The 26283-nt window shown below is 43.5% G+C and carries 27 protein-coding genes; 14 read left to right on the top strand and 13 right to left on the bottom strand.

The window, feature by feature from the left end; all coding sequences use genetic code 11:
* Positions 1-155 precede the first annotated feature (155 nt).
* Both R2R71_RS13620 and R2R71_RS13615 read right to left on the bottom strand, forming a co-directional pair.
* Complete coding sequence (locus R2R71_RS13620) at positions 156-1871, bottom strand: FAD/NAD(P)-binding protein (protein WP_316831825.1); 1716 nt, start codon at positions 1869-1871, stop codon at positions 156-158.
* Positions 1872-1899: 28 nt separating this feature from the next.
* On the bottom strand, positions 1900-2739 hold the full coding sequence (locus R2R71_RS13615) for a PRC-barrel domain-containing protein (RefSeq protein WP_316831824.1): 840 nt from the start codon (positions 2737-2739) through the stop codon (positions 1900-1902).
* 662 nt (positions 2740-3401) lie between these two features.
* On the opposite strand from R2R71_RS13615, the gene R2R71_RS13610 reads away from it, so the two are divergent.
* The 4 genes from R2R71_RS13610 to R2R71_RS13595 all read left to right on the top strand — a co-directional run bounded on the left by R2R71_RS13610 (position 3402) and on the right by R2R71_RS13595 (position 7825).
* Complete coding sequence (locus tag R2R71_RS13610; protein ID WP_316831823.1) at positions 3402-3581, top strand: histone H1; 180 nt, start codon at positions 3402-3404, stop codon at positions 3579-3581.
* A 208-nt stretch (positions 3582-3789) separates the two neighbouring features.
* Positions 3790-6210, top strand: a complete 2421-nt coding sequence (locus R2R71_RS13605; protein ID WP_316831822.1) for a UvrD-helicase domain-containing protein — start codon at positions 3790-3792, stop codon at positions 6208-6210.
* A gap of 241 nt (positions 6211-6451) precedes the next feature.
* Positions 6452-7372 (top strand): hypothetical protein, encoded by a 921-nt coding sequence (locus R2R71_RS13600; RefSeq protein WP_316831821.1) that lies wholly within the window; start codon positions 6452-6454, stop codon positions 7370-7372.
* Positions 7373-7612: 240 nt separating this feature from the next.
* A complete protein-coding gene (locus R2R71_RS13595; protein ID WP_316831820.1) occupies positions 7613-7825 on the top strand; it encodes a hypothetical protein in 213 nt (70 codons plus the stop codon).
* Between the two features lie 80 nt (positions 7826-7905).
* Here R2R71_RS13595 and R2R71_RS13590 read toward each other — a convergent pair whose 3' ends face one another.
* From R2R71_RS13590 to R2R71_RS13580, 3 genes are all read right to left on the bottom strand, one after another.
* Positions 7906-8535 carry an SLATT domain-containing protein gene (locus R2R71_RS13590; protein ID WP_316831819.1) on the bottom strand — a complete coding sequence of 210 codons (630 nt, stop codon included), beginning with the start codon at positions 8533-8535 and terminating at the stop codon, positions 7906-7908.
* Between the two features lie 119 nt (positions 8536-8654).
* Entirely contained in the window at positions 8655-9674 is a 1020-nt protein-coding gene (locus tag R2R71_RS13585; protein ID WP_316831818.1) for a nucleotidyl transferase AbiEii/AbiGii toxin family protein, read from the bottom strand.
* Positions 9658-10272: an AbiEi antitoxin N-terminal domain-containing protein gene (locus R2R71_RS13580; protein WP_316831817.1), complete on the bottom strand. Its 615-nt coding sequence runs from the start codon at positions 10270-10272 to the stop codon at positions 9658-9660. Before R2R71_RS13580 ends, R2R71_RS13585 begins: the two co-directional genes overlap by 17 nt.
* A gap of 605 nt (positions 10273-10877) precedes the next feature.
* On the opposite strand from R2R71_RS13580, the gene R2R71_RS13575 reads away from it, so the two are divergent.
* Positions 10878-11147: a hypothetical protein gene (locus R2R71_RS13575; RefSeq protein WP_316831816.1), complete on the top strand. Its 270-nt coding sequence runs from the start codon at positions 10878-10880 to the stop codon at positions 11145-11147.
* A gap of 57 nt (positions 11148-11204) precedes the next feature.
* Positions 11205-11645, top strand: coding sequence for a hypothetical protein (locus R2R71_RS13570; RefSeq protein ID WP_316831815.1), 441 nt, complete (start codon positions 11205-11207; stop codon positions 11643-11645).
* Positions 11646-11760: 115 nt separating this feature from the next.
* Here R2R71_RS13570 and R2R71_RS13565 read toward each other — a convergent pair whose 3' ends face one another.
* The 4 genes from R2R71_RS13565 to R2R71_RS13550 form a co-directional block, all read right to left on the bottom strand.
* Positions 11761-12354: a GNAT family N-acetyltransferase gene (locus tag R2R71_RS13565; RefSeq protein ID WP_316831814.1), complete on the bottom strand. Its 594-nt coding sequence runs from the start codon at positions 12352-12354 to the stop codon at positions 11761-11763.
* A gap of 184 nt (positions 12355-12538) precedes the next feature.
* Positions 12539-13084, bottom strand: coding sequence for a hypothetical protein (locus R2R71_RS13560; protein WP_316831813.1), 546 nt, complete (start codon positions 13082-13084; stop codon positions 12539-12541).
* 196 nt (positions 13085-13280) lie between these two features.
* Positions 13281-13748 (bottom strand): Lrp/AsnC family transcriptional regulator, encoded by a 468-nt coding sequence (locus R2R71_RS13555; RefSeq protein ID WP_316831812.1) that lies wholly within the window; start codon positions 13746-13748, stop codon positions 13281-13283.
* A 403-nt stretch (positions 13749-14151) separates the two neighbouring features.
* Positions 14152-14505 carry a hypothetical protein gene (locus R2R71_RS13550; RefSeq protein WP_316831811.1) on the bottom strand — a complete coding sequence of 118 codons (354 nt, stop codon included), beginning with the start codon at positions 14503-14505 and terminating at the stop codon, positions 14152-14154.
* 379 nt (positions 14506-14884) lie between these two features.
* On the opposite strand from R2R71_RS13550, the gene R2R71_RS13545 reads away from it, so the two are divergent.
* Complete coding sequence (locus tag R2R71_RS13545) at positions 14885-15736, top strand: helix-turn-helix domain-containing protein (RefSeq protein WP_316831810.1); 852 nt, start codon at positions 14885-14887, stop codon at positions 15734-15736.
* Between the two features lie 68 nt (positions 15737-15804).
* Positions 15805-17289 (top strand): alpha/beta hydrolase-fold protein, encoded by a 1485-nt coding sequence (locus R2R71_RS13540; protein ID WP_316831809.1) that lies wholly within the window; start codon positions 15805-15807, stop codon positions 17287-17289.
* Positions 17290-17568: 279 nt separating this feature from the next.
* Here R2R71_RS13540 and R2R71_RS13535 read toward each other — a convergent pair whose 3' ends face one another.
* Complete coding sequence (locus tag R2R71_RS13535; RefSeq protein ID WP_316831808.1) at positions 17569-17913, bottom strand: hypothetical protein; 345 nt, start codon at positions 17911-17913, stop codon at positions 17569-17571.
* Positions 17895-18248, bottom strand: a complete 354-nt coding sequence (locus R2R71_RS13530; RefSeq protein ID WP_316831807.1) for a virulence RhuM family protein — start codon at positions 18246-18248, stop codon at positions 17895-17897. Before R2R71_RS13530 ends, R2R71_RS13535 begins: the two co-directional genes overlap by 19 nt.
* Positions 18249-18529: 281 nt before the next feature.
* Between R2R71_RS13530 and R2R71_RS13525 the strand changes: the two genes are divergently transcribed.
* On the top strand, positions 18530-18928 hold the full coding sequence (locus R2R71_RS13525) for a hypothetical protein (RefSeq protein ID WP_316831806.1): 399 nt from the start codon (positions 18530-18532) through the stop codon (positions 18926-18928).
* Positions 18929-18972: 44 nt separating this feature from the next.
* Here R2R71_RS13525 and R2R71_RS13520 read toward each other — a convergent pair whose 3' ends face one another.
* Complete coding sequence (locus R2R71_RS13520; protein WP_316831805.1) at positions 18973-20778, bottom strand: ABC transporter ATP-binding protein; 1806 nt, start codon at positions 20776-20778, stop codon at positions 18973-18975.
* 13 nt (positions 20779-20791) lie between these two features.
* A complete protein-coding gene (locus R2R71_RS13515; protein ID WP_316831804.1) occupies positions 20792-21202 on the bottom strand; it encodes a LytR/AlgR family response regulator transcription factor in 411 nt (136 codons plus the stop codon).
* A 382-nt stretch (positions 21203-21584) separates the two neighbouring features.
* Here R2R71_RS13515 and R2R71_RS13510 point away from each other — a divergent pair, with 382 nt between their 5' ends.
* From R2R71_RS13510 to R2R71_RS13490, 5 genes are all read left to right on the top strand, one after another.
* Positions 21585-22109, top strand: a complete 525-nt coding sequence (locus R2R71_RS13510) for a hypothetical protein (protein WP_316831803.1) — start codon at positions 21585-21587, stop codon at positions 22107-22109.
* 109 nt (positions 22110-22218) lie between these two features.
* Positions 22219-22728 (top strand): sigma-70 family RNA polymerase sigma factor, encoded by a 510-nt coding sequence (locus R2R71_RS13505; RefSeq protein ID WP_316831802.1) that lies wholly within the window; start codon positions 22219-22221, stop codon positions 22726-22728.
* Positions 22729-22980: 252 nt separating this feature from the next.
* Entirely contained in the window at positions 22981-24177 is a 1197-nt protein-coding gene (locus R2R71_RS13500; RefSeq protein ID WP_316831801.1) for a PQQ-dependent sugar dehydrogenase, read from the top strand.
* 2 nt (positions 24178-24179) lie between these two features.
* Positions 24180-25154, top strand: coding sequence for a gluconolaconase (locus tag R2R71_RS13495; protein ID WP_316831800.1), 975 nt, complete (start codon positions 24180-24182; stop codon positions 25152-25154).
* 64 nt (positions 25155-25218) lie between these two features.
* Positions 25219-26019 carry an SDR family oxidoreductase gene (locus R2R71_RS13490; protein WP_316831799.1) on the top strand — a complete coding sequence of 267 codons (801 nt, stop codon included), beginning with the start codon at positions 25219-25221 and terminating at the stop codon, positions 26017-26019.
* The last annotated feature ends 264 nt before the right edge of the window (positions 26020-26283 follow it).

Below are 26283 nucleotides of genomic sequence, written 5' to 3'. Positions count from 1 at the left end.
CTGATTAGCTTTTCTGTTAGATAATAATGCTTATTTTGAGCCTGCTCTTTAACTTTGATGATTTCGCAATGCTCAGTCTAAAGCAAGCCGCTTTGAATAATTTGTGCCCGCCGTAAAGCGCGTGCTAGGAAATGATTTCCTAAACCACACAACGATTAGTTAAAGATAGCATTCAGCACTCTTTCTGATGCCGCTTCTCCAAAGTCAAGACCTGAAAAATCTGGATTGTATCCCCCGATGTATGGAACAGCCAGCATATAGATGCGTTGGTTTGCAGCACCATAAACATCCAGCACCTGGAAATTATCATTGATTGCAATACCTGGAACTTTACTATAAAATAAGCCGTCAATAGATTTTACTACGGATTCATCTCCTTCTTGAGAGCGCTTTGCTGCCAGTTGTTGGTCCTTGAATTTCAATAGGGCAGTGGAAACGGTTGCATTTGCAAGTAAAGAGGGAAAAGGCAAATCATCCTTTTGAAGATGGGGCTGTCCTATTGCATCGATGAAAAGCGGAAATTCCTTTGCAATTTCTGCTCCCTGGTCATTCTTATATCGGTAAATTATGCCCTGGTCACCCAGCACTTCTATTGTGTTTTCTTCGCCTACGCTAATAATATCCAGCAAGCCCGCCTCGTGCAGCGCCATCATTTCGTTGACCGATCCTTGAGGGGCGAATGCAATCACCACTGAGATAAGCGGCATTAAGGTTTTTTTCAATCGCTCCATATCCTCTGCGGAAAAGTGTTTTGCCGGGTAATTCATGGCGAAACTTAACACAGCGAGCATCTCTTTCCAGTTTACGGATGTCCGCTGCTTTATTGACTGGGCAGCTTCCTGGAGCTCTTGAGCTAAAAGCTCGAAGGCAGGTACTGACTCCCTGTGCAACATCATCGTTTCCACAAATTCTTCCATGGATAGCTGCGCAATTGAAGCATAAAAGTCAGGATCGGTTTTCTGGAGTGGTTCGAGGAAATTGCGTTTATATACGTAATCCAAAGGCAAAAAGCCTTCATGCTCATCACGCACCCGGCTCACTTCGCTTTGCTCCAGCACTGATCCCTTGGATAGGTGTGGATCTTCAAGGTGAAACCTGACGGCTGGTAGCAGGCCATTTCGGGAATGCATCGTCATGGAAAAATTTTCGCTGCCGGGATTTAGCGTATAGCCAATCTTTCCGTTTTCATCTTTACTAAAAGTCCCGTTGCTTCTGGCCAGTGTCCTTACCGCATCAATTGCGGTAAGTGATGAGCCGCGTATGGCAACCGGATGGTTGGTGCGCAATGCAATCTTTTCGGGTGGATAGGGTGAGTCAAAATAGTTTTTAATTTTGCCCTCCCGATTTTGTGGCCAGTGATGACCGCTGCAAATGATCACCCGGTCATATTGGAATTGACCATTGTTGCAAACAACGGTGGTCATACGATGCTTAGGGTCATCGATGATATCTATAACCTTACTTCCATAGTGAACATCCACATCGATTCCCATCATGGATGCTTGTTTTAACAGGAGTTGAAACTGATCAGATAAGTAGCGTCCGAAAAGCAGTCTGGGAAGTACCTTATAGTCATTGAAGTGCTTTGCATCAAGATGGAACCTGTCCAGGGTGTCCCTGTGTTCAGTGGAAATCCACGCTTCAACGCTCGAGCTGAGATCTGGAATCTCATTTCCCGAAACATTGGTGATGTGTTCATCACGTGCACCATCCCTGCTATAAGGCATGCCCGCACCAAGCAGTTGCTTTTTTTCAAATATAGCTACCGAAAAGTTCTTTTGCTGGCTTGAGAGGAGTCTTTTGAACATCAGCAATGCGGTTGGACCACCGCCTATGATGGCCACTTTAGTCAAATTGGATTCTTTATGCATTTGCGCGCTATCGTTTGCTTAAGACCATCTATTCCTTTGACTGCTTGCTATTGTGGATCGTAATCGCCTCCCCGATTTCATTCACCAGCGATTCTGGCAAATCATCCATCGTTCCCCAACGTGCTGCCTCATCCCCAGCCTGCGCATAGATGAGGCCGACCTTTTCGTCATGATTAAAAACCCGGTAGGTTCCATTTTCCTGGCTTTCAATACGCAAAGGACCATTGGTGGTATGAACGGTAAATTCGTTTGGATTTTCTACTTGATGATCCCCAAGATGATTTCCCTCGTGTCCAACCTGGGCGCGGGCGATCAGTTCATGAATTTTTTCCTGCTCTTCCTCGCGCGCTTGGCTTGGCTGGGATGTCGTCAATTTATTTCCCTGGTCATTCGAGGAGCCAATAATATTGCCGCGATCGAAATGATGGTGCTGATAAAAGGATATCGCTTGTTGATCTATTTCGGTTTCTTCCAGCCTTGATGCGGCAGGACTACCGAGCGCTATACGGATCTGCTGCTCGGTATCGCGTGTTAGCTCCCCTATGATGTATTGCGGAAGGGCCATCAACTGGCTTTCATGCGAAACGGGTACGATAATTTCTTTGCTATCATCTGCCAGATTAATGTAGCCTATTGGAATCAGTACCGCTTTTTCATCATCGATTAACAATGCCGCGTCAAGATCAATGACTACATACCTTACCGTGTTTTCCGCAGGATCAATCAAAAGATCCCGGACAACACCGAGCGCAGTTCCATCTTCACTTTTTGCGTGCCAGCCGATAATATTGGCCTGCCCATCATTAATAACATAATTACTATTTGATAACTCTTCAAGATTAACGTATTCAATATTTCCGGTATTCATAATAATAAATTTTATGTGCAAAATTGCTACGATCATTTAACACTGTTTTCGCTGAGATGGTTTTGTGATTGTTGAAGTTATTACAGGAAGGCAAAAGCAGCGCAACATAATCTGATTGCCTGTATAAAGGAAAATGCTTGCGGTAGCCTACAGCAGGTAAGATGACCGTTTAGGAGCGTACAGCTTTGTGGAATCAATTCGAATCGAAGCATTCATCGCCTGCTAAGTTTTGACAGTCCATGTATCAGATTACTCATTTTAAATTGAATTTTGATTGGCATTTTCAGCTTAATGCCCGATCAAAATAAATGCTTAATAAAATAAGCGTAAAACACATCATGCATAAAATATTGTGCAATTTTCAGATTTGAAATTTTGATGCGATAAAGTTAATCTTCGGCGCGATCAGTTCTTGCACACTATGATTTTCATATTCCTTTTGGTCCACCGGAAGTAGCAAAGGCGTTGGACAAAGGAAGTTAATGGTTTGATTTTTTATGTAGTCCAGGCTTTTCCGACAATAAAGCGCATGAACAAGGCGTTTATTTATTTTAACCAGGATTTATCCCTTAGGTGGGAAGCTGCGAAGGTTTGCTTCAATTATGAGGACAATCATTTTCAGTCTGAATAAATTTTAATAATTTGGCCATAAATTTTAAATCATGAATGCATTAGAAAAAATTAAGGAACTGATTGCTGCAACCGAAAAGGATGCAGAGAACTTTTATGTGAAAGGAAATAAAGCTGCTGGTACGCGTCTGCGTAAAGCTTATTTGGATATTAAAAATCTGGCAGCTGAAGGACGCACGGAAGTGCAGTCGGCAAAGAATGAAGGTAAATAGATCAATCGTTTACTGATTTGGGAGAAAGCCCGGTGATCACTAGTGATCACCGGGCTTTTTTGGTTTCAATTGATTTATCAATACTACTTTAACAACATATTGGTATTTTTTATTTTTTATCAACCTATAGGTTGATAAAATATGGTGGGTAGTGGCTGAATAGCTTTAGTGCGGCGTTTAGTATATTTGCCTTTATTAAGCTCTTTTGATGCCTCCAAAGAACCCCACGCCTTCCCGAAAAATTGCTGACCTGCCTGTTTGGTTGCAGGTGTTGCTTTTTGTGTTGAGTTTGGGGCTGCTTTATTTATTTAAACAGCGGCAGCAGGAACTCGACGGAAGGGCGCGTATTCGCGAATTGATTCCTGCGATTGTGCTGGCATTGAAAGTCCTGGCGAAAAAGCAGGATATGGTTTTTTATTTTGCGAATTCGGATGGGGAGAAATGGCGGGCTTTATATCTTGGGTTGTTTCGCGCTGTAGCTAAAAATTATCTTTCCTGTGGTCTGGATAAAGGAGAGATTAGCATCATTGATGATTTTGTTTCTTGCTTTAGGGATTTGGATAAGGTGCGGGCGGATTATAATGCGCGTTTTATCAGGCATGAGCTGGTGGAGTTTGGGGACTTTTTTGCTGGACTGGATAGCTATCCCCTGTCGGATGAACAGATGCGGGCGGTGGTGTGTGATGAAGATAATAACCTGGTGATTGCTGGCGCGGGTACGGGGAAAACGACGACGATTAGCGCTAAGGTGGCTTATATCTTGGAAAAGAATTTGGCCAGGGCCGAGGAATTACTGGTGATTTCTTTTACCAATGCTGCAGTGGAGGAAATGTATGATCGGACCTGTAATTTTTTAAGGGATGATGTATTGGCTCGTCAGATTACTTTTAAGACCTTCAATAGTTTTGGTAATATGGTTTGCAGGTACTGTAGTCCTCATCCAAGGCGTATAGCTTTTGATGGACAGGATTACCGGGTGAAGGCTTTTTTGCAGCAAAGTTTCGATTCGCTTTTTCGTTCCTCGGATGATTTTCAGCAGAAGGCGATTAATTTTTTGGCCTTTTTTGCTCGGCCTAGTAGAGATGAATTTAGCTTTAAAAGCAATAGCGATTTTATTAAGCATGAGCAGAGCTACCGTAATCTGACTTTAAACGGGCTTTCCTGCAAAAGCCAGGAAGAAGTGATGGTGGCGAACTTTTTGTATTTGCACCAGGTGGAGTTTGAATATGAGCGCTTTTATCCACTCGAAGCAATAGACCGAAACCCGGAGTTCGGGGATTATCAGTCGGATTTTTATTTGCCGGGATATGATATTTACCATGAGCATTATGGGGTGGATGAAAATGGCAATGTGCCGGAGCGTTTTGGTTTTAGCCCCCCTTTCCGCTCGGCTAATGAGCAGTACCATAGCGGGATGGCCTGGAAGGATTCGATTCATGAAAAGTATGGAACCAAGCTGGTGAAGACCTATTCTTTTCAGAACAGGAACGGAACTTTGCTTCGGGCGCTAAAGGTGCAGCTTGAAGCCCATGGCGTGATTATGAATAAACGGCCGGCTGGCGAGATTTTAGGAAAACTGAAAAAGCTGGATGATTATGAGGATTTCATGGGATTGGTTTATACGTTCCTGAGCCTGATGAAATCCAATAATGCTTCAATTGCTGCTTTGCGTCGTGGGGTTTCTGATAAGCGCTTTAGGGTATTTCTGGATGTGTTTAGTCCCTTGTATGATGCTTACCAGGCGGAGCTGGTGCGAACGGGCAGTATTGATTATAATGATATGGTGAACCTGGCCTCGGGGCATATTTCGCGGGGAGAGTTTACCCGGAGATACAAGTATATTCTGGTGGATGAGTTTCAGGACATGTCGCTGGGCCGGTATGGATTGCTTAAAGCGCTTAAATTGGCCAGTCCCGATGCGAAATTGTATGCAGTTGGGGATGACTGGCAGTCGATATTCCGTTTTACAGGAAGCGACATTAGTATCATTACCGAGTTTTCTAAGCATTTTGGGGTAACTGCGCAAAACAGTGTTTTGCAGACTTACCGCTTTAACGATAAAATTCTTTCTTTAAGTAGCGGCTTTATACAGGCGAATCCTTCGCAGCTAAGAAAGCGGCTCTCCTCTCCTTTTAAGGCAAAGTTTTCTGCATTTGAGCTGGTGCCGCAAGTGTTTTCTGGAAGCAAGGCGCAGCGGGAACTGCAAAAGTTTGATTTATTGGTGGAGGTAATGGGAAGGATTGCAATTAATTATTCTGGTGGGATTGTGTTTTTGATTGGACGGTATCACCATAATGCGCCGGGGGATTTGCGGGAATTGCAGAAGTTGTATCTCAAATTCAAAATCAGCTATCATACCGCGCATGCCTGTAAGGGATTGAACTGCGATGTGGCGATACTTCTGGATTTGGATGGTGGGGTTTATGGTTTTCCTTCGCAGATGGCGGATGATCCGATTTTGGGTAATTTATTATATGAGGGTGAAAGGTTCGAGAATGCGGAAGAAAGGCGATTGTTTTATGTGGCGCTGACCAGGGCAAGGCACCAGGTTTTTCTGCTTTTTAACCCCAATAATCGAAGTAAGTTTATCGAAGAGTTGATTGGAGACTTTGCTATTGGCAACTCGTGATCAACACAGGTTTTATTTGATGCTGAAGCAATCAAACTGAACTATTTTCTATAAGAGATTATTAGCGCAGCGGTTTAGGCATCGCACAAACATCTTGCTTTTCTATTGTAGATTAAATTGTATTCAGAGGTTTTTGTGCTGATCTAAGTTCAGCCCATCAATTATAATATCCCAGTTAAGCTATGAAAGGCAGTTTAAAAATAAAATATCTACCTTGGAGAAATCTAAATTACCGAAGATTATGGCAAAAGATTTATTTGATTTAAAGAACTTGGAGTTCTTCAAAGCTCTTGATGAGCTTTTTGACATCAACAAATCGAGGAACTGGGATGATATTGCGAAAAATATTACGCTATTCAAAATCAAGCGCACTTATCGCATTTTTGCTGAACTCTTTCCTCAGAAGGTTGACTATTACGGTGAACTTGAAAAGATGAGGGGGACATTTTCAAGTATCCATTATGGTACGCTTAAGGGGTCCAAAATCATTGATGAGGTCACTCGCTTCTCACTTTATTCTGACACCATAGTCGTGTTTCATCCACTTCAAAATCCCGTGGTCACTAATCAAGCCATCAATCCGGGTCGAAATCCCAAATATTGGTTACCAGATTTCATGGAAGCCCTGTATTTTTATATTGTTATTCAAAAATGGGTGACTGCCGGAATTGTTAAGCTAATTATTAATCCATATGATTATGATCTGGATATCAGATCAGAAATAGACCTAGCTGCAAGGAAGCGAGTGGCTGGACTGAACCAGGAAGCTGTTTTTAATGCCAGTATGCCGGAGACTTTATCTCATATAGCAGATGCTTTTGCCAATAGCTATGAGAACAAATCAGCGGAATACATTTATGAGAGTCTTCTTAAGCTTCAAACGCCCGTTTTTAGTCATGCGGATGCAGAACAGCTTACACAGCTTATCTTAAGTCAAATGGATAAGAAAAATCCTTTGTATAAGAAATTGGAGATACCATTGACTGGATCAATGATTTCTACGACTAAAGGTGGAGGTCCGCTCGAATCTATAACGCTGTTATCAGAGAAGACCGGAGGCCATATCTATACGGCATCAGAAACAAATTGGGAGCAAATAAAACATATCGATTCTAAAGATTTTTGGGTAAAAGCAAATCATATCTATTCTAAATCCCTTTAAATTTTCTAAGTAACGTGGATACATCTTTTGCTTTGGAATTACGAAAGGAAGATAGGCTTTCAGGGGTGAGAAAAACAACTAAAACGTATTTATGCTGATATCAACAGCACAAAACCTGAAGACATAACTGAATCCAAATTAGCTGATCTTGGGGAGAGTTTCTTAGAGGAGATCAAAACGGCAGAAGCTGAATGGATTGCAATAAAAAAAGAAGCAGAGGTGAACAGAAAGAATTGGCTTATGACAAGTGGGGTAGTTTTACCAACCGTGCTCAGCAATAATATCTCTATTTTACCGGTATTGGTGGGTGCAGCTGGCTGGTTCTATAAAAACGAACAGAACAGGTTCGACAAACAAAAACTTCTAAGGATCAAAAACCCAATATCTGTTTTTGTAGATTTAAAAAATCAGAAACAAAGCTATTTCAGTATGTTAAAGAACTGCTTACTGTAAACATTCGTTACCGCATCTAACTTCAAGAAACTAACGTTGGATACTGACTATCTTCGTTAAGCGGCACGTTTTGCTATCCGCTAGCGCCGGATAAAGAAGATAATTATCACCAATGGGGGGACGACCATCAGAAAATAATAGACAAAAAAGGTAGTGATGTGGTAATTGAACCAGGCCCGAAGCACATCAAACCTGGTCATATTATGATAACCTGCTTTGGTCGCTTTAAAACGACTATTGTCAATGGGAGAATGGTTATCGTATTTCTCCAGTATACGTTGGTAACGGGATGAGGCTTCACGGGCAAATTGTTCTTTCTCCTGGTCACCTGCATGGGGTTTGAGTGTCTTGAATATACGGAGTTCATTGTAAAGTTCGGAAAGTTCAAGTCCACAGGCGTGAAATTCCCTGGCTTTGACATTAAAATCTTTAGCGCTTTCAATTTGCCCAAAAACCAATGCGAGAATGGACAGGCAGGTCACCAGATAGGCTGTCACGCTTTCGCTTATCCACTGTGAACTGTAAATGTTATAAACAGAAAGCAGTCCGGCAGCGGTCAGGTATACAGAAATTAGACTATTGCACAACCCGGATACTTTAGACAACCTACTCAGGCGGCTATGGGCATGGAAGCGGGCACCTTTTGTTGACCAAATTTTATAATTGAGTTCTTTAAGAAAAGTTTTTTCAAGGTAATCCTGGTTGTTCATGAGCGTTGTATTTTCGTCTGTAATCCAGATGATTGTTTAAAGATGGGTTTACCGCAATTTCTACATTCGGAATTTGGATGTATCTCTCATCATGCACTTGTGAAAGTTATCCCTGGATGTTAAAGTTTAGCAGTTTTAAAGCGTTCACGGAGTGTTTCTATCCTCAGAAAAAGTTCATCTGGTTCAAGCGAAGTCCCATAAATCATTAATTCACGCATAGTGTTGTAGTCACGCTGATAGGCTTCAATATGTGTTTCAGGGGGATAAAAATCAATCTCCTGATGGGCAAGTCCTGCATAATCAATTCCTTTGAGACCGCTATAGTGTTTACGGTGTTCGATAAGTTGATAGTAGAAGTCGTGGTTGGAAAGTGCTTCCACCGCGTAGGCGGTATCCATCATTTTTTCCAGGTCATACAAATGTCGAGACATCCGTTCGGTTCGGATTTTATCCCTTTGAGACTTTGCAAATTCTTCATGCAGTAAAAAAGCCTTTTCCAGGAATGTTTTGTGCGGCTTGACAGCAGTGACCTCAAAGGGACCTTCCAGGTATGCCTCGTTTGGAAAATATTCATATAGCAGGCTTTGGATCTGTACCGCTGCATGTGGCTCGAGTTTGGAACGTACGCTAACTTCTATTTTCACCTCGTCGGGCAGGTAGGGATTGGGATCAAACAATGACCTGTATCTCAAAAAAATCACCTGAGGATCTTTATCCGGCATTTCAGGCTTTACCTCCGCTGCTTCTAAGACAAAGTCTCCTTCGGCTAGCCCCATATTCAGCAATTCTTCTCGTAGCGCCTGCAGTAGCTGATTGCCTGTAAACTCGCACCCGCCTTTTTTCAGTTTATGCAAATAGCCACGGGAAGGGCTTGATGCGTACTCAATCGCAAATACCTGAGGGTCAAGTGCCAAATCAATATCTTCAGAAAAACGGTCAATCAGTTTCCAGCATTTGGAGAGCGATGTACCGCCCTTGAAAATCAAAAAATCAGCATAGGGCGTCTGAAACAGCGCTTTGAGGGCTAGGGTAACCCACCAGTCTTTCTCTATGGATTTGGCAATAATACCACTTTCATTGGAGGCCTGATTTAGGGTGATTATCCTTTGTTCATCAGTAAGTTTAAGCCACTGGGTCATTTGTTGAGATAAGTTTAGTTAAATACTGTGCAACCTGAATCGTTGCTTTTTTTAAATCCTGATTAAGGGTCTGCTGGTTCTCCAGTTTTAACAATTCCCTTAAGCGACTCTCCATCCCTTCATCAATATTTTTAAGGTCAAGTTCTTCCAGGGCCAGTATAATCAGACTGCTGTATGTCCCCTTTAAGGACAGTTTTTTGGGGGTACTGGCCTTAAACTTGATCACATTTTTCCCTATCTTGATTTCCCTGGATGAACCATCGGTAAGATAGACGAGTTTCATGGGCACCTGTGTGCTCAATCCCAGTTTGTGTAGTGCATGGGCCCCTGCAGGCTTAATTCTCACCTGATCTTTTTTTGCCAGAGCAATAGCTACCTCTTCTGCAGAGGGCAAAATGTCGCCAAAAAGCGGATCTTTCTTAGGGAGGACATAAATTCCATGTCCAAGTCTTTTGAGTGTTCCTTCTTTTGCAAGTCGGGACAAGGCCTTCTTAATCGTATCACTATTCCCCTTAGATCTAAAGTCCACGGGAAAAATCAAATCGCCTCTTTTATAGCGTTTGATTGCGTTTTCGATATTTGAATGAATACTGCTCATTTTTCTATTGATACAAATATAATGCAAAAAATATTTTTGTCACCTTTTTACAGTAAAAAGGTGACAAATTGAAAATTAAAATGTCACTTTTATCAGAAAAAAGGTGACAAATTACTTGTTTAATTAATCACATAAAACACTTATATACAGCTATTTATAAATATTATAAAATTTTGTTTTTAGACGGTATCATGGAAATAATTGAATCATTTAATTTTCAAATGGTATGGGTAAATTCTGAAGGTTCAAACCATTATAAATAAAATAAATTTGCATCTTAACTATACCCCTTGTAACTTGGTATATATACCAAGTTACAAGGGGTAGTAATGGCTCACTTTTTTAAAAGAAAACAAGGATATATTTCAGTAAAATATGGAGACTAACTGCCAACTAATTATCAGTTTTGGTAATTATGAAAACTGTTGCCTACACACTAAAAATAAATGAAACCCAATAGATGCTATGGCTAATCGATCAAGGCTCTCAATGGCGGTACCCCGTATTGAAAAAAACTTCAGCAACAATTCCCCTTGGTCTTCAGATCGAAAGATCTCTATGCTATTTTTCACGAATTTAAGCAAACATGGAACCTGCCAAAAAGTTTGGGACCTGTTGCATTTGTAGAGAAACTGGACGAAGAGGGCGTTATTGATTCATGTTATCTTGACTTTGGCACAGAAAATTTTGAATTCTATTACTTGGGAGGGATATCATTTTATCATCAAATATGCTATGGTGTTTCCAAAGCCTACCTCTCCCACCACTCCGCTCTTGAGCTTTGGCATCTTTCAGCTGAAAATAATGGTAGAAGTTATATCAACCAGGAACAATCTGAAAAGAAAACCACTTCAAAAAAAAGTATACTGATCTAAAGCGCGGTAGACAAAGCCTTTGAAAAAGAACAACGGGTAAGCAATTCAATCGCCGAGTTGGGTCAGGATGAAATCGTACTGATTAAAGGCAAAGCAACAGACAGGCTGGGTGTTAAACAGTGGGGTAAGACAAAAAAAGATAGAGTGCTGTTAACCGATGTGGAGCGTACCCTTATAGATTGCGTAGTGAGACCGAGTTATGCCGGGGGAGCACACAATATTCTGTATGCATTCTATATGGCCAGATATAAGAAAATCGTTTCTGCTGAAAGACTACTTGAATACTTAAAGGCGCTTGATTACATATACCCCTATCAACAGTGCATAGGCCTGTACATGGAATTCGCTGGGAATTATAAGGATGATGAAATTGCATTATTTGATTTTGGGAATAAACAAATCGACTTCTACCTGGACTATGCGATTGATAAAAAAAGTTACCATCCAAGGTGGCGTCTTTACTATCCAGAAGATTTAACTGAACATGCCCTAAGGTAAATACTGATGCATGAACTGCTTTTTATAAGGGGATTTATCTTGGTCCTTTACGATTGAATTTTGTAAGGATTTAGATGCATGAATACATGCTTTTTTACAAAAATTAATTATTCGCTTAAAAATCATGGATTTTGATATCAGACCGGGCATGACTTTGCTTCAATCTGGGGTTTTCCGCGTTTCTTTTGATTGACTTCTGTATGAACGGTGCCTTGAGTCGCAGCTCGTATATGTGGACATCCTGGGATGCAAATACGCCACTGGGCTCAAAGCCTAATCTTTCGAAGAACAACAAGGAAGATTTTTCCTGGAGTGCCAATGCTATTTTAATGGTCTTTTTACCCAGGTAATGGGAAAAGTTTTCGACCACCTGGAAAAGCATTTTACCAAGTCCTATCCTGCGGTAACGGGGATGGATGATGAAGTCGCTGATAAAGACGGTATCTTTTTTATGGTTTTTGGGATGTGAAATGCTGCTCCGAGGAAGGGGCTGGACGTGGTAATCGACCAGTCCGCAGATTTCTTCCCCCAGCATGATGAATAAACAAATGCCGCTGGAGAGTTTGCTCGTGATTTTTTCCTGATTCCAGCAGAGTCTGGTCTGGAGATCGGAGGCTGACCGGATGGTTTGCAGGAAGGTGACTAAGGCGGTTTTGGCTTCCCGTGTATCTTCATAGGCGCGTATGGAGAATAGTTTTTCTATTTTCATTGGTCAGGGCGGTTAAAAAAACATGCGCCCTCGCGGCGCATGTCTACTAATCATTAACTATTAACTAAAATTCTGTTATGAAAAAACAGGATTATCTTATATTCCGAGGTATTTGAGCAGCAGGGCCTCTCTTCCCCGCCGCATCAAATAAACCTTTGGAAGGTTTTTGTGTCTTTTTGTAGCGCTAGCCGCCGGCCAGCATTTGGAGTGTTTGTTCTGTTTCGATGGTGACCTGCGGAAAAATTTGGCCCAGGAATAGCGCATCCAGGACTGAATTTTCATTGGTGCTGCAGATGAGCCTGATGAGCGCGTCACGTTCCAGGTTGAGTGCGTAGAGCTCATCGATGGCTTTGGCCATGGCCGTTTTCATAAGCAGCTCATAGGTTTTCCCTTTTTTTCGTTCTGCGGTACCCAAAAAGTATAGGTTAATCCCTTGTATGGGATGGCCTGCTTTCAGGAAGGCTTTAGTAATCGCTTCCATGGGTGAATACCAGAGATTAACCTGGAGCGCTGAAGTCACCAGGTTGGAGTAATAGCTCTGGAAAGCATCATTGTAAAAGTGGAGTTGGGCATCCTTGCGTCCAGCGATGGCGAGCTGTAAATGGTTAGGGGCCTGCTGGCCCTGGGACTTAATGAAGGTCTCCGGGCTAAAGGTACTCCAGTTGGGTATGCTTAAAGTAATGGGTTCCTGCTGGAAGATTTCCCGGAAAATGTGATGAATGTGGCTCATTGGTTTTTCTCGAGGAAAGGCCGGATGGCGTCCGGCCGATCATCATACTTAATTTATTTGTGTGTTTACAGCTTGTTTGGTTTTTCAAAGATGCTCATGTGCGCTGTATTTTTTAATTTTGCTTTTTCTTTAGCAAATAGTTGAACTTCGGATTCCTTTTACAAAATCTAATTTGGTTAGCGGGTTTGGGTTAGGACTAAAACGGAATAATCGGGCAGTTTTTGGATTGTCCAAGGACGATGGAACTCTTAAAGCTGGCGACGGTACTGAGTTTACCGAGTTTACGAAACAAAAATTCGTTGTAGTCGTCCATGTTGCGTGCGGCAACTTTAAGCAGGAAATCGGTATGACCGGCAAGATGGACGCATTCCATGACTTCAGGCATTGCGGCGACTTCTGCGCTAAAGGTTTCGCGCGCTTCTATGGTGTGATCGGTCAAATTCACGCTGATGTAGCTCATCAGCACAGAGCGTATTTTGGAGTAGTCGAGTAAAGTAACGTAAGACTGGATATAGCCCAGGCGTTCCATTCTTTTGATTCGTTTTAGTAAGGGGGAAATGCTTTTGTGCAGTTTTCTGCCCATCTCGTTATAAGTAATACGGGAGTCGGCTTGTAGGACTTTTAAAATGGCGTAATCCATTTCATCGAGGCAATAGTGTTCCATGACGTTTGGTTTTTGTATACGTTAATCAATTCGCCTAGCGTGATGTGAACGGGATAAATATAGGCTTTTCGGTGGCTGATCTCCAAATTTTTGATGCTTCTACAGGTGGATTTTTTGGCTTTTTAGAATTTAATTTTGTTTAGAGCAACTTTTATGCAGGGTTTTGCTAAAGTGGAAAGCCTTTTTGTTTCGTGCTGGCTTTCCTTCATTTTTGCATTCCCGGCCGATAGGTGATAGATAGGAAATCTGCAAGCTGACATGTCTAGCCTTGAGGCCGCGGGTTCAGAAACGTTTTTCGGCGTGGATGCGCTGCGATTTTTTAATCCTTAGGCACGTAGAAGGCCTTTTCGGAAAAATTTAGTTTTGTTGGGATGGCCCGGGTTCTCCGGGCCATTTTTTTGTTTTATGGGAGTACTTCCATAGAAGTCTGGATGTCCAGCATGGCGATAAGTATGGAATGTTTTTCGCCAGGCAAAAATCCGATGATGATGATTTTGCGGTAGCGGTCCTCTAGGCTGAGCTGGGCTCGTGAGCAGATATAGGTTTGCGCCGTGGACTGCACATTGAGTTCTTCAGCATTTTCCAGTAGGTAAACCAGGCCGTAATCTTCGCTGCTAAATTGTTCGAGGGCTTTGAGCGTGATGTGAGCAGCGGGATGATTGGTCGGCAGCAGGGCGGTAATTTTCAGTAAGGAGTGTTTTTCATCCGGGTATCGGATTGCCCGCCACTGGCCAATGTTCTGGTGTTTTGTTCTCATGAGTGCTAGCGTTAATGGGTTAGCGGGAGCGTGCATGAAGGCATCCGCTTTTCATGCACGGCTAAAATTCTGTATGGGGTGCATCGAAACTGGCTTTGCCCCTATTCCCGTCGGTTAAATTTGGGCATGCTGGCTGGAGGAAAAAATAAAAGTTTTAATTTGGCAAAAAGTGAGGGTTTGCCGGATATTCTAAAAAATAATATTTGGTTTATTTTGCTGTGGAGGGTCAAGCTAGCAAATTAACTTTAGTTTATTTTACAATATATTTTAATACTATTAGTATTGATTTAAGATATTTTTTAAACCGGACCAGTATGGGAAAGGTGCGCTGATATTATACTCAGTTTTTCTTAATTTGGACTATCAATTCAAAATGTTTATGATCAGAGACGAGGTTAGAGTTTTTTATCCCAAAGAACCGCTATTGCGCGAGCATATCGCCTATTATTATTTTTTGGAAACAGATGAAAGTTTTCATGCACATTATTTCAGTTTTCCCAATACGATCACATCTTTTAACATACACCGCGAGGTGAAGGCCGAGATCAGCGAGAACCGCATAAAAGTTAGTCATGATCCGATGAACGAACATTTGATCATCGTACAGGGCAGATATACCACTCCGCTGGAAGTAGAACTGGCCGGCATGCTGGATAAGGTGACCATCGGTTTTAAGCCGCTTGGCATAGGTCATTTTATGGCGGGAAATTACGGTGATATCGCCCCTTCGGCCTCGCAGGTTTTTACGGCCTGGGCTAATGAGCCTGAATATCCCGGTTTTATAAAAGCGTTTTATAAATGCGATAACGCGGAAAAGCGTATCGAAATACTCGAAGCCTTTCTCTTGAGCCTTTATCATTCGACGGGCAACCAGGAAACGATGGCAGAGGCTTTTGCCCTGATTGCTGATATTGATACCCAGCCGGCCATAAGCGCCATTGCTAGGCATCTGGGTTTAAATGAACGAACCTTCAGCCGTATGGTCAGGCGGAGCTTAGGCACCTCGGCTGATGCCTTCCGCCAGATCTGCCGGTTCCGCAAATCGATGAATGCAAAACTGTTCAGCGATCAATTTATTTCACTTTCGCAGGCCTGTTACCAGGCTAATTATTACGACCAAGCATATTTCAATAAACTGTATCGTAAAGCCACCGGTACCAAGCCGGGCAGTTTCTTCAAAGATGTGGCGACATTCGCTGAAGGCAACTTAATCTTTAATATCACGGCTTGACCAAACTGTCCGGATGATACAATTTTTTCAGCGTAAGATGCCTTTACTTTGTCAAACATATTTGAATAATGAAAAAGATCTTCTTGATTTCTTGTTTTGTCTTCATTGCCTTCTTTGCTGCAACAGGGCAGGTAGTTTCGCATACTGACAAACTATATGCGCCGAAACTCCGGGATACGATAACTTATACTGTTTATTTTCCACAAGATTGGGAAGGATGGGACCAGCGTGAACTGCACCCTGTGATCTATGCGGTCAACTATGGGATGCTGAATGGTGACTACTTGGCTGCGCAGGTCGCTTATTTTCGCAAGGCACGCTATGCGATGCCTAATAGTCTGATCGTGGTGATCAACGCCAGTATGGAACGGATGGGCTATCAATACCAGACCGGTGCTTTAAGCGACGAGGGTAAACGGTTCGTTAGCTTTATGAAGGAAGAGCTGATACCTGAGATCGCCCATCATTACCACACCTCAGATTTCCGGACTTACATCGGCCATTCTTTTGCCGCCAGTTTCGGCAGTTACCTTTTTCTGAACGAACCTGGAATGTTCAATGGCTTTATTCTGCTCGCACCGGAAAAGATCGGAGCGGAACAACCGCCCTTCCATTTGTCCGCGCAGGCCAAGAATTATTACGATGAACATCATACTTTCTTCTATTCTGCTGTGGGATATAATGATCTGCAACGGCGGAAAGATTTCGCAATGGAAATGGGACGCGAAACCAGCCGGATAGACAGCGGTCACTTCTATTTTCAGTATGATAGCATCGCCAGGGCTGACCATACCAATATCCTGACGCTCTCCATAGAATTTGCACTGAAGCACATCTATAAATTTTTTACGCCTTACAGCGGAAAAGATGAACTCGACGCGCTCGCAGACCTCAAACAGGTAGCCACTACGATCAAAAACGCTTATGGTCTGGAGATGGAAAAGAACTTCACTTTTTACAGCCCTTTTGCTAACGAGGCGATTGACAATAAGGATACCACCGCGCTCAAAGCTATCCTTAGCTATTTTGAAGGGCCTCAATTAAAAGGCTGGAACCTTATGCAATTTGGGGAATTCTCCTTAAGGCTCAAGCTGAAAGACCTTGCGGCCCGTTACTTTACGCAAGCGATCGCCAAGATCAATAGCCAAGAACTCGGCATAGCAAACGGACCACCAAATCTAATGGTATGTTACCGGCATATGGCGTTCGATATTTACGCCGATCAGCCTGAGCACGCCTGGAATTTTCTAATACAGGCATTACAATTAGCACAAAGCGGTAACCGCTACCTTCCGGATAACGGCGTTGCCTTGATTGAGCTTGGGAAATATGCATCGCAAGCCGGGCACCGGATGAAAGAAGGGTTGAAATATCTATCCGAATACCGTGCGGGTAAGTTCGCGCAAAATGATATGGCTGCCGTATATATGGCCGGCATCTACCAAAAATTGAATCAACCCAAGCAGGCAAGGAAATATATAGCGATCGCTTTGCGGGAAAATCCAGACAATCAGCAGGCAAAGGCCTGGGACAAAATGATCAGATCCCGTTAAGGTCATAAGATGTCATAAACCTTAAACTTTACCATGACAGGTAAAGTCGCAACGGTACAATGTTTCGATCGAAAATAAAGCAATGGGCAGGTGGAGGATGAAGATGTCCGCAATTTTCTGAAGCGGCAACATGAACTGAATTATCTATCTTTGGTAATCATCTACCGCTACAATAGGTTTCAGCCTTGAAAGAAAGGCAATTCATTAAAGAGATTAGTTTAAATAGCTATTTTCTGGTTTGGCATTAATTAGCGCTCTCCGCCACAGGAAATAATCAAATTATTGTAGGAACTTCCTAAATAACCCGCTCCCTGCAAATTTCTCTTTGAGGTCGTTTATTGCATTCATCGCCTCATCATAAGTTGCCACGAAAGTTTGATGATCAATTGTGGTTCCTTCAATTGCCAGTTTCTGATGGCCATATTTATTCAGTATATCCAGTGCGTAGGTATAATCTGTTACTACCTTTAACAGTCCTATAGCCTCCTGGGAACTCAGTTGCTGCTTATCAACAACATTTCTAAGCAAATTAACGATATCCTTAAGACCGATCAATTGCTGCTCCTGTTCCTGTAGCCTTTTCTCGTTAAGCGCGTAGCCTTTAATCAGGTACTCTTTAAGCACCTTCTTCGCCCATATCTGAACTGGGTTCCCCGCTTGGAATTTACGCGATAACCTACTGATATGATAGCATCCAGATTGTAATGTGTCCTTTCTCTGGCAATTTCTCTGCTACCTTCCCTTTGAACTGTTCGGAATTTCCGGACAGTTGAATCCTCAGTTAATTCTCCTGTACTGATAATATGCCTTAAATGTTCACTTATATTGGCTTTACTGGATGGGAAAAGCGCTACAATTTGAGCCTGCGATAGCCAAATGCTTTCACTTTCAACTTTAACATCAATAGCAGCATCACCTTCTGTTGTTTGATAAATAAATATTTGACCAGTTGTATCCATGATAAGTCTTAAATAGTAAAGATAGCGTTTTTAGCAGGAGCTAACTGGCTATTGATATGTTTTCTATACGCAATCACATTACAAAAAAGAAAACCGCTTTGGATAGAAGCGCAAGCTAAAAAGCAGGACTTCCTTTTGGAAAGGTTGACCAAACTGCTCCGCGCGAGGATGGATGAGCTGGAAGGTATTGGGCCCCCGGCGGATGGATTATCCTACACCTTAGAAGATATGAGGGAATTGATTTATCGATGAAGAAGCTTAACTTTAAATAAAAAAGGTATATGGAACAGGATTCGCCGATTATTTTGTATGTAGATGGATTTGCGAAGGATGATTTACTGAGCTGGACGGAGGATGAGGGGAAGCTCAAGGCCAATTTCGCTCATTTTGATAACGAATTCCTGCAGGAGATTGAAATTAAAAAGGCCCTGTATGCCGATGATGTGGTGAGTGTAACTGTCCTGGGACATTTTATCTGTATCCTGCATACCGCAACCGTCTACCAGCGGATGGTATGGCTGGACGTGTTGGGCAGCTATCCATTGGAAGCAGCGCATAAGGTTATATCCAGGCTATTTAATGAGGAAGTGGCATCAGATTTCACTTCGAAATATAAATGGCTGAAAACCCATCCCCCTGAATCCTTTTATCCCGTTGAGCTTCGCCTGGAACGGTTTTGATGAGGGGCCTGGTAGCGCTTTTGTTATTTATTTTTTATTCTTTACTATCGGCGCTCGCCGATTTGCTGGCGCCACATCGAAGAGTAGAGCCCTTTTTTTTCAAGTAGGGTGTCATGGCTTCCGGTTTCTGAAATCTTTCCCTTTTCCAGCACGTAGATGGTATCTGCATGCATGATAGTGGATAAACGGTGGGCAATGAGGATGCTCATCTGCTCCCTGCGGCTGGAGATCTCGCGGATGGTTCTGGAAATTTCTTCTTCGGTAATGGAGTCCAGTGCTGAGGTGGCCTCATCAAATATCAGCAGCCTTGGTTTTCGAAGCAGCGCCCTTGCAATGGAGATACGCTGTTTTTCTCCTCCGGAGAGTTTCATGCCGTTTTCGCCCAGCAGGGTGTTGATGCCATCGGATGCCTTGTTGATGAGTGTGGTTGCGGACGCTTTTTGCAGCGCATCATCGATGTCCTGGGTAGTGGCAGCTGGATTAACAAAAGTCATATTGTCTTTGATCGTGCCGGCATAGAGCTGGGTTTCTTGGGTGACAAAGCCAATCTGGCGGCGGAGGGGATTATAGCGGACGGCCTGGGAAGGGACACCATTGAAATAAATTTCGCCTACATTTGGCCGGTAAAGGCCGACAAGGAGTTTAACCAGGGTGGATTTTCCGGATCCCGAGGGACCGACAAAAGCAATGGTTTCGCCGCTGCTGATCTCAAAAGAAAGGTCGTCAATGGCATTATAAGAAGCCGTTTTATGGCGGAAAACTACGTTTTTGAAGGCTAAGGAGCTTAGTGGAGGGACTTCAATCGAATCTTGGGGCCGGATTTCGATACTTTTTTGCATCAGCTGGCCAAAGGTATTGAGTGATGCAGCGGCCTCGCGGTAAAGGATGATCATATTGCCCAAATCCTGCAGTGGGGTGAAAATAGCCGTGGAAATAAACTGCATGGCAATGAGTTCGCCGGTAGAAAGGATACCGCGGAAAATTAACCAAAGCAGGATAAACAGGACGGATTGTTTCAGCAGGCTGAGCATGCCGCCCTGGAGGAAGGACAGCGTACTGACTTTCCTGGCCTTGAGCATTTCCAGCTCGAAGATTTTTTTGGTCTGGGTGTTGAGCCTTCTGATTTCGGCGAATGTCAGTCCCAGGCTTTTTACCAGTTCGATATTGCGCAGGCTTTCGGTGATAATCCCCGCTTGTTTATCGCTTTGCCGGTTAATCGAACGCTGTATGAACTTGATTTTTTTGGACACCAGTCCGGTTAATGAGCCCAGGATGAGTACCCCAATAAAAAAGACGGGGACCAGCAACCAGTTTTTATCGATGCTGTACCAGATTAAAAAGGCGACGCCAACCAGAGAAGAAAACAGGATGTTGATAAAGCCGTTAATGAAACGCTCGGCATCGGTTTTGACTTTTTGAAGGATCGAAAGGGTGGTCCCACTCCTGTTTTCCTCGAATTCCTCAAAGGTCAGCCTTAAGGTCTGTTTTAAACCGTCATTGAATATGTTCATGCCAAAGCTGGCCACTGCTTTTCTGGTGAGGTATTCCTGGAGTGATTTAAAAAGGCGTGCAAGCAGGCCGATGCCCAGTGCGAGGAGTAACCAGTAGATAACTTCGGTAATTAGTTGCTTTGGATTTAGTCCCGCTTTATTGGTGGAATAATTATCAATGATTTTTCCGAAAATAACTGGATCAAGGAGGTTGAGTAGCTGTGAGGCGGCTGCGAGCAGTAGGGAGACGATGATGAGTTTATGAAAGGGACGAAGGTATTGAAGCAGGATTTTCATAAATGCTAAACCGCATTCATCCCGAATGGTTTGCAACTCATTTTTTTCGTGAAAAATGCGCAATCGGCACATCAATTTAGTCTAAGGGCACCTTCCCCAGGCGGGCCTGGTTTTTGGATTTGGCAATCAGGTAATTGATCGACCTGAGCAGGGTGGCAAAATCAACAGGCTTCACCAGATAAGCATCGCCATTTTCAAAGGCTTCGAGGGCGAAATCTTTGTAGGCGGTTACAAATATGATGTAGCGGACTTTTTTCCGAAGCATCCTGGCCAAATCCAGTCCTGAAACTTCCATTGAGATATCCAGAAACAGGAAGTCGATCATTTGGTAAGTGTTAAAGGCGGCCGCTGCAGCTATGGGGTCTGTGAAAGTACTGGTGAGGGTTAATTTATCGATCTGCCGCAGGTAGTGTTTTAATATTTCGACGGCAGAACGATCATCATCGAGGATGATACAGGAATATTTCGGGGTGGTAATTTTTCTCAAAGCGTGTTTTTTTTTTCTTAGCAAACTTAACATTCGATGACCTTAACTCACTACCGAACAGCAAAATGAATAAAATGGTTACCCGTATTATGATCATCTTTGCTTTATATTGGTTTGTAGCTTAAATCGGATCAAGACTTTTTCGCTTGATACTTTTATCGTGTTTTTCCAAAAGGATCTTCCCGGGTTTGTTTTGCTTAGTTAGCTTTTCAGTCAGCAGCATTTTTTACAGTCGCAGGCGCTGACTGGGAATATCGATGCGGTCCCGTGGGATAAAAGACTACTATAGCCCCAGGGGGTTCTCCAGCCATTGGGCGGTTGAGTACTATGGGATAAATCACTCGTTGGAAAAAATCCAGGTGAGATCAAACAAATCTTAAGGATGGAAAAACCATTTGCATCAGCAATCGTTTTACAGAAAAAGCCTTTTAAGAATGCTATGGTAACACGCAAAGAGATAAGCGAAAGAACATATTTCCACCAAGCTAAGGACCTGGAGGCAAGTGAGCAGCCCGGTAATCTTTCAAAAGCAGCCAGTTTCTATGAAAAAGTGCTCAGAACCAATCCGATTCACATTGATGCGAATAATCGGCTGATGATTGTGTACCGTAAGCTCGGGGAAAGCGCAAAGGAACTCAGCACCATAAAAAGTGCTATTAAGCACTATCAACAGCACATCGATGATGATAGGAAAGTCTGGATGCAGCACCATAAGGCCAAAGCCAAAGATAGCGCCAAGCTTGCAGAAGCTATGGGATTACTTGATGCCAAGGGGAAGCCCAAATACCGAAATGAAATCCTTGACTTGTGGATCGGCAGGCTGACATTGCTTGAGGCACGGATCAAAAAAAATAAAACCCTTCGAGCCAAGCTTACAGCGAAGCGAAAGGCTAAAAAAACTAAATAATGCAGATTATCAACCCCGGGTATGGCAATACCACCAGGTGAATTAATGCTGAAGGGCAAACAATCCTTTCATGCCATTTGTTAAATACCTACCTAGAAAAACATTACTGATGAAAGCTAAAGAATTTGCCCGTGAAGCGGGAAAGGTCGAAAGGCAACTTTTTTCCCACGCGATGACTTTTACCCGTGATGAAGATGACGCCAAGGATCTTGTACAGGAAACAATGCTAAAAGGCGTGCGTTTTTGTGAACGATTTGATCCTGCTACTAATTTAAAAGCCTGGCTTTTTGTGATCATGCGCAACACATTTATCAATAATTACCGCAAGACCAAGGCAAAGAATGAGCTCATTACCACCGAAGATGAAATTACCTATAGCCATCTGGCAAAGAGTGCTTCCTCAAATATTGCGGTATCAAGTTTTGCATTGGGAGATATCGGTAAAGCGATGGATTCCCTTTCGGACACTTACCGGATACCATTCCAGCGTTATTTTGAAGGCTACAAGTACGAAGAAATCGCAGCCGAGCTCGGCATTCCACTTGGAACGGTCAAAACCCGTATACATCAGGCGCGTGAACAGCTGAAAAAATACCTGAAGATGTATAGAGGCTTGTAGTACCAGCGGCCAGGTTTTTCTTGTCGACTTTAAGGGAGGCATTTTAGGCTGGTTGGTCCATCGCATTTCCTCCAAAGATGATTGCCAGTCCCCCGGGGCTGCTTTGAGCTCAGGCTGTATGCCGCAGCCACATCCTTTTTCTTTGTTTTTTGGTGCTGGGCTATCCTCACGTATTTATACCTGCTATTCACAATAGGCGCGCATTTCTAAAACTAAGTCGCTTTGAGGGGTGTTCTGTATAAAAATATGAGCATGAAAAACAGTAGACTAAAAATTTTATTGACCGCATTGATAGCGGGATATTCCCCTCTGTTAATGGCGCAAAGGGGAATACCCCCAAAGGATGTTACGCGGTCGGTATCGGTTACCCGTTATGCGCAGGTGCTGGAGTTCAGCCCGGAAATGGTGTCATTGCTTAAAGTGCCGGAGGGATGGAAGGTGAGCCTTGCTGCCGCCGGACTTGGAAAACCCAGAATGCTCTACACCCATAACGCAGGATTGTATGTTACGCGCAGGGACGGTGGTGATGTGCTGTTTTTGGAAGATAAGAACCAGGATGGAAAATTTGATAGCAACCGCGCAATAGTTTCGGACTTCAAAGGCGTGCACGGAATTACCATTAAGGATAACTGGCTTTATCTATGCAACAGCACAGAAGTGCGGCGCTACCCGCTGAAAGCAGACGGTACAGTAAATAGCTATGCAAAGCAAACCCTGATTACAGATTTACCTAACGGCGGGCAGCATCCAAACCGTACGATGGACTTCGGTCCGGACGGTATGCTTTATATCAGTGTCGGCTCGCTTTGTAATGATTGTAAGGAAAGTGACAAGGAGACGGCGGTTATCTTGCAGGTCGACCCTAAAAACTGGAGTAGAAAGGTATTTGCCAGTGGACTGCGCAATACCATTGGTTTTGACTGGCACCCTGTTACTAAAGCGTTATGGGGCGTTGACAATGGTGGGGACGCCAAGGGAAGTGATTGGCCCCCTGAAGAGGTCAATAATATTATGCAAGGGAAGGATTATGGTTTCCCCTATGCTTATGGAAAACGTGAGGTAGATAAAAGCCGGGAAGATCCTGCAGGAAATACTAAAGAGGCAGTTGTTGAGGGCACCGAACCTTCTACCTTAGAACTCACCGCGCATATGGCGCCAATTGGCTTTACCTTTTTCCGGGGCGCATCAAATATCCCTTCAGAATGGTCAGCAGACGCCCTGGTGGCCTGGCATGGATCATGGAATGCAGATAAGCCTGTGGGATTTAAAGTGCAAAGAATTCATTTTCAAGATGGTGTAGCGGTAAAAGCCGAAGATTTCCTAAGCGGTTTTCTACAGGGAGGGTCACGTTTCGGCAGACCTGCAGGACTGTCAGTGAGCCAGTCGGGCGTGGTTTACGTTTCTGACGACGCTTCGGGAAATATTTACGCAGTCCAAAAAATCAATTAATCATGAAAAAACTACTTTATCTCTCGACAGCTCTGCTGGGCTTTGCGGCGATTGCAGCGATGAAGGCTGAACCAGGCCCGAGGATTTCTTTTGAAGCTTTGGAAAGCTATCCTGAAGGGATAGCATATGATAAAAGCGCTAATGTATATTATATATCATCTGCCCGTTTGGGAAATATTGGGAAGGTATCCCCTCAAGGATCGTATAGCATTCTACATGGAGACACCAGTCTGAAATCGACTTACGGTTTAAAGCTCCATCCGGATGGAAAGCGGCTTTTCGCCTGTGTATCGGACGCGAATTACAGTAAATACACAAATCCTGCTACCAGAATGAAAATGGCCAGGCTGATATCCATAGATCTTGCTACAGGTAAACGGCTTTGGGATATCGATTTAGCTGAACTGGTGCCTGGGAAGCATTTCGTTAACGACCTCACTTTCGATGCTCAGGGAAATGCTTATCTGACCGACAGTTTTGCAGCTGCAGTATATCGGGTAAGTCCCCAGGGAAAAGCTTCCGTTTTTTGTAAATCCGAACTTTTTAAAACCGAAGGGGTGGGCCTCAACGGCATCGTTTACCATCCTAGCGGATTTCTTTTGGTGGACAATTCTTCCAAAGGTCAGCTGTTTAAAATTGAACTCAAAGATCCTTCAAAAGTATCTATCGTAGAAACCGGACAGTTTTTTATGGGAGCAGATGGACTTTTACTCAATGATCCCAGCACGATCACGATGGTGGTGAATGGGGGAAGTGATAAGGTATACCAATTGCAAAGCAGCGATAACTGGAAAAGTGCAACAGTCTCTGCAGCTACACATACAACAGACCGTTTCAGTTACCCTTCTACTGCAACATTAAACGGTGAAGATATATGGGTGATGAACGCCCAGTTTAGCCAGTTGCTTGACAGTAACGCGGTACCGGTTAAAACATTTGCAATACAGAAGGCTGTATTCAAGCCCGTAAAACACTAGCAGGCTGGAGTAATTTAATTTCAGTGCCGGTGGCACTGGGCATAAATCAATTACCATAAAAGACATGAAAAAAAATACAGCATTTGCCCTGATCACGGGCGCAACCAGCGGAATCGGGCTTGAGCTAGCCAGGTTATTTGCGAAAGATAAAAAAAACCTCATTATCGTTGCCAGGGATGAGCAAAAGTTAAAAGCTGTTGCCAGTGAACTCGAGAAGGAAGGTATCGAAGTGGTCATTGCTAGCCTGGATCTGTTCCGACCGGGCGCTGCCGAGGACTTATATACCCATATTAAAGGTCTTTCCCTTCCGGTGGATATGCTTGTTAATGATGCCGGTCAGGGCGTGTATGGCAAATTTGTCGAAACTCAACTCGACCGGGAATTGGACATCATCCAACTGAATATATCCTCGCTGGTAACCTTAACCAAGTATTTTGCGCAGGATATGGTCAAAAATGGCTTTGGGAGGATCCTCAACCTGGCTTCAGTGGCCGGTAAGGCACCAGGTCCTTATCAGGCGGTCTATCACGGCACCAAAGCATTTGTGCATTCCTTTACCGAGGCGATACGGGTTGAACTTAAGGATACCGGTGTTAGTGTTACCTCACTTCTCCCAGGGGCAACGGATACCGATTTTTTCAGAAAGGCAGACATGCTTGAATCCAAAGTGGTCCAGGAAGGTGAACTTGCAGATCCGGCTATAGTAGCCGGCGATGGCTACCAGGCGATGATTGCCGGAAAAGATATGGTGGTCTCAGGCTTTAAAAATAAGGTGCAGGTAGCGCTGGGCAATATTACCCCAGATAGTATTCAGGCTGAGCAGATGGCGAAAGTCCAGCGGCCAGTGGACACGGAAAAGCATTAGCGAGAGCGCATCTTCAAATATGAAAAAAGGAAGCTAATCCAAGGACCCTTCCAGGGGCAGGAATAAGTACCCGCAGCCGGGAAGCGCCCTTAAAATGAAAACAATGTGCTTAGCTGCACATTAGAGGGCAAGCCATATATGCTCATCTTTTCCCAAGGAGATGAAATAGTTTCCGGCTGAGCGGCTTTGCCAATAAATAGGGAACTAGAAGTGCACATTATCCTGCCATAGGCTATGCCGGCGCAGCGAAAGCCTGGCTGGGAT

Source organism: Pedobacter aquatilis, assembly GCF_032678405.1.
GTDB classification, from domain to species: domain Bacteria; phylum Bacteroidota; class Bacteroidia; order Sphingobacteriales; family Sphingobacteriaceae; genus Pedobacter; species Pedobacter aquatilis_A.
The sequence above is the reverse complement of the archived record's forward strand: the minus strand, read 5'-3'. Positions and strand labels throughout refer to the sequence as shown.

Excerpts from the sequence above, each read along its gene's own strand:
- R2R71_RS13595 (WP_316831820.1), top strand. The coding sequence starts at position 7,613 with ATGACAAGTGGGGTAGTTTTACCAACCGTGCTCAGCAATAATATCTCT.
- R2R71_RS13610 (WP_316831823.1), top strand. The coding sequence starts at position 3,402 with ATGAATGCATTAGAAAAAATTAAGGAACTGATTGCTGCAACCGAAAAG.
- R2R71_RS13585 (WP_316831818.1), bottom strand. The coding sequence starts at position 9,674 with ATGACCCAGTGGCTTAAACTTACTGATGAACAAAGGATAATCACCCTA.
- R2R71_RS13505 (WP_316831802.1), top strand. The coding sequence starts at position 22,219 with ATGAAAGCTAAAGAATTTGCCCGTGAAGCGGGAAAGGTCGAAAGGCAA.
- R2R71_RS13510 (WP_316831803.1), top strand. The coding sequence starts at position 21,585 with ATGGAAAAACCATTTGCATCAGCAATCGTTTTACAGAAAAAGCCTTTT.
- R2R71_RS13615 (WP_316831824.1), bottom strand. The coding sequence starts at position 2,739 with ATGAATACCGGAAATATTGAATACGTTAATCTTGAAGAGTTATCAAAT.
- R2R71_RS13545 (WP_316831810.1), top strand. The coding sequence starts at position 14,885 with ATGATCAGAGACGAGGTTAGAGTTTTTTATCCCAAAGAACCGCTATTG.
- R2R71_RS13620 (WP_316831825.1), bottom strand. The coding sequence starts at position 1,871 with ATGCATAAAGAATCCAATTTGACTAAAGTGGCCATCATAGGCGGTGGT.
- R2R71_RS13530 (WP_316831807.1), bottom strand. The coding sequence starts at position 18,248 with ATGGATACAACTGGTCAAATATTTATTTATCAAACAACAGAAGGTGAT.
- R2R71_RS13525 (WP_316831806.1), top strand. The coding sequence starts at position 18,530 with ATGGAACAGGATTCGCCGATTATTTTGTATGTAGATGGATTTGCGAAG.
- R2R71_RS13555 (WP_316831812.1), bottom strand. The coding sequence starts at position 13,748 with ATGGAACACTATTGCCTCGATGAAATGGATTACGCCATTTTAAAAGTC.
- R2R71_RS13560 (WP_316831813.1), bottom strand. The coding sequence starts at position 13,084 with ATGAGCCACATTCATCACATTTTCCGGGAAATCTTCCAGCAGGAACCC.
- R2R71_RS13550 (WP_316831811.1), bottom strand. The coding sequence starts at position 14,505 with ATGAGAACAAAACACCAGAACATTGGCCAGTGGCGGGCAATCCGATAC.
- R2R71_RS13490 (WP_316831799.1), top strand. The coding sequence starts at position 25,219 with ATGAAAAAAAATACAGCATTTGCCCTGATCACGGGCGCAACCAGCGGA.
- R2R71_RS13580 (WP_316831817.1), bottom strand. The coding sequence starts at position 10,272 with ATGAGCAGTATTCATTCAAATATCGAAAACGCAATCAAACGCTATAAA.
- R2R71_RS13600 (WP_316831821.1), top strand. The coding sequence starts at position 6,452 with ATGGCAAAAGATTTATTTGATTTAAAGAACTTGGAGTTCTTCAAAGCT.
- R2R71_RS13500 (WP_316831801.1), top strand. The coding sequence starts at position 22,981 with ATGAAAAACAGTAGACTAAAAATTTTATTGACCGCATTGATAGCGGGA.
- R2R71_RS13605 (WP_316831822.1), top strand. The coding sequence starts at position 3,790 with ATGCCTCCAAAGAACCCCACGCCTTCCCGAAAAATTGCTGACCTGCCT.
- R2R71_RS13590 (WP_316831819.1), bottom strand. The coding sequence starts at position 8,535 with ATGAACAACCAGGATTACCTTGAAAAAACTTTTCTTAAAGAACTCAAT.
- R2R71_RS13540 (WP_316831809.1), top strand. The coding sequence starts at position 15,805 with ATGAAAAAGATCTTCTTGATTTCTTGTTTTGTCTTCATTGCCTTCTTT.
- R2R71_RS13565 (WP_316831814.1), bottom strand. The coding sequence starts at position 12,354 with ATGAAAATAGAAAAACTATTCTCCATACGCGCCTATGAAGATACACGG.
- R2R71_RS13495 (WP_316831800.1), top strand. The coding sequence starts at position 24,180 with ATGAAAAAACTACTTTATCTCTCGACAGCTCTGCTGGGCTTTGCGGCG.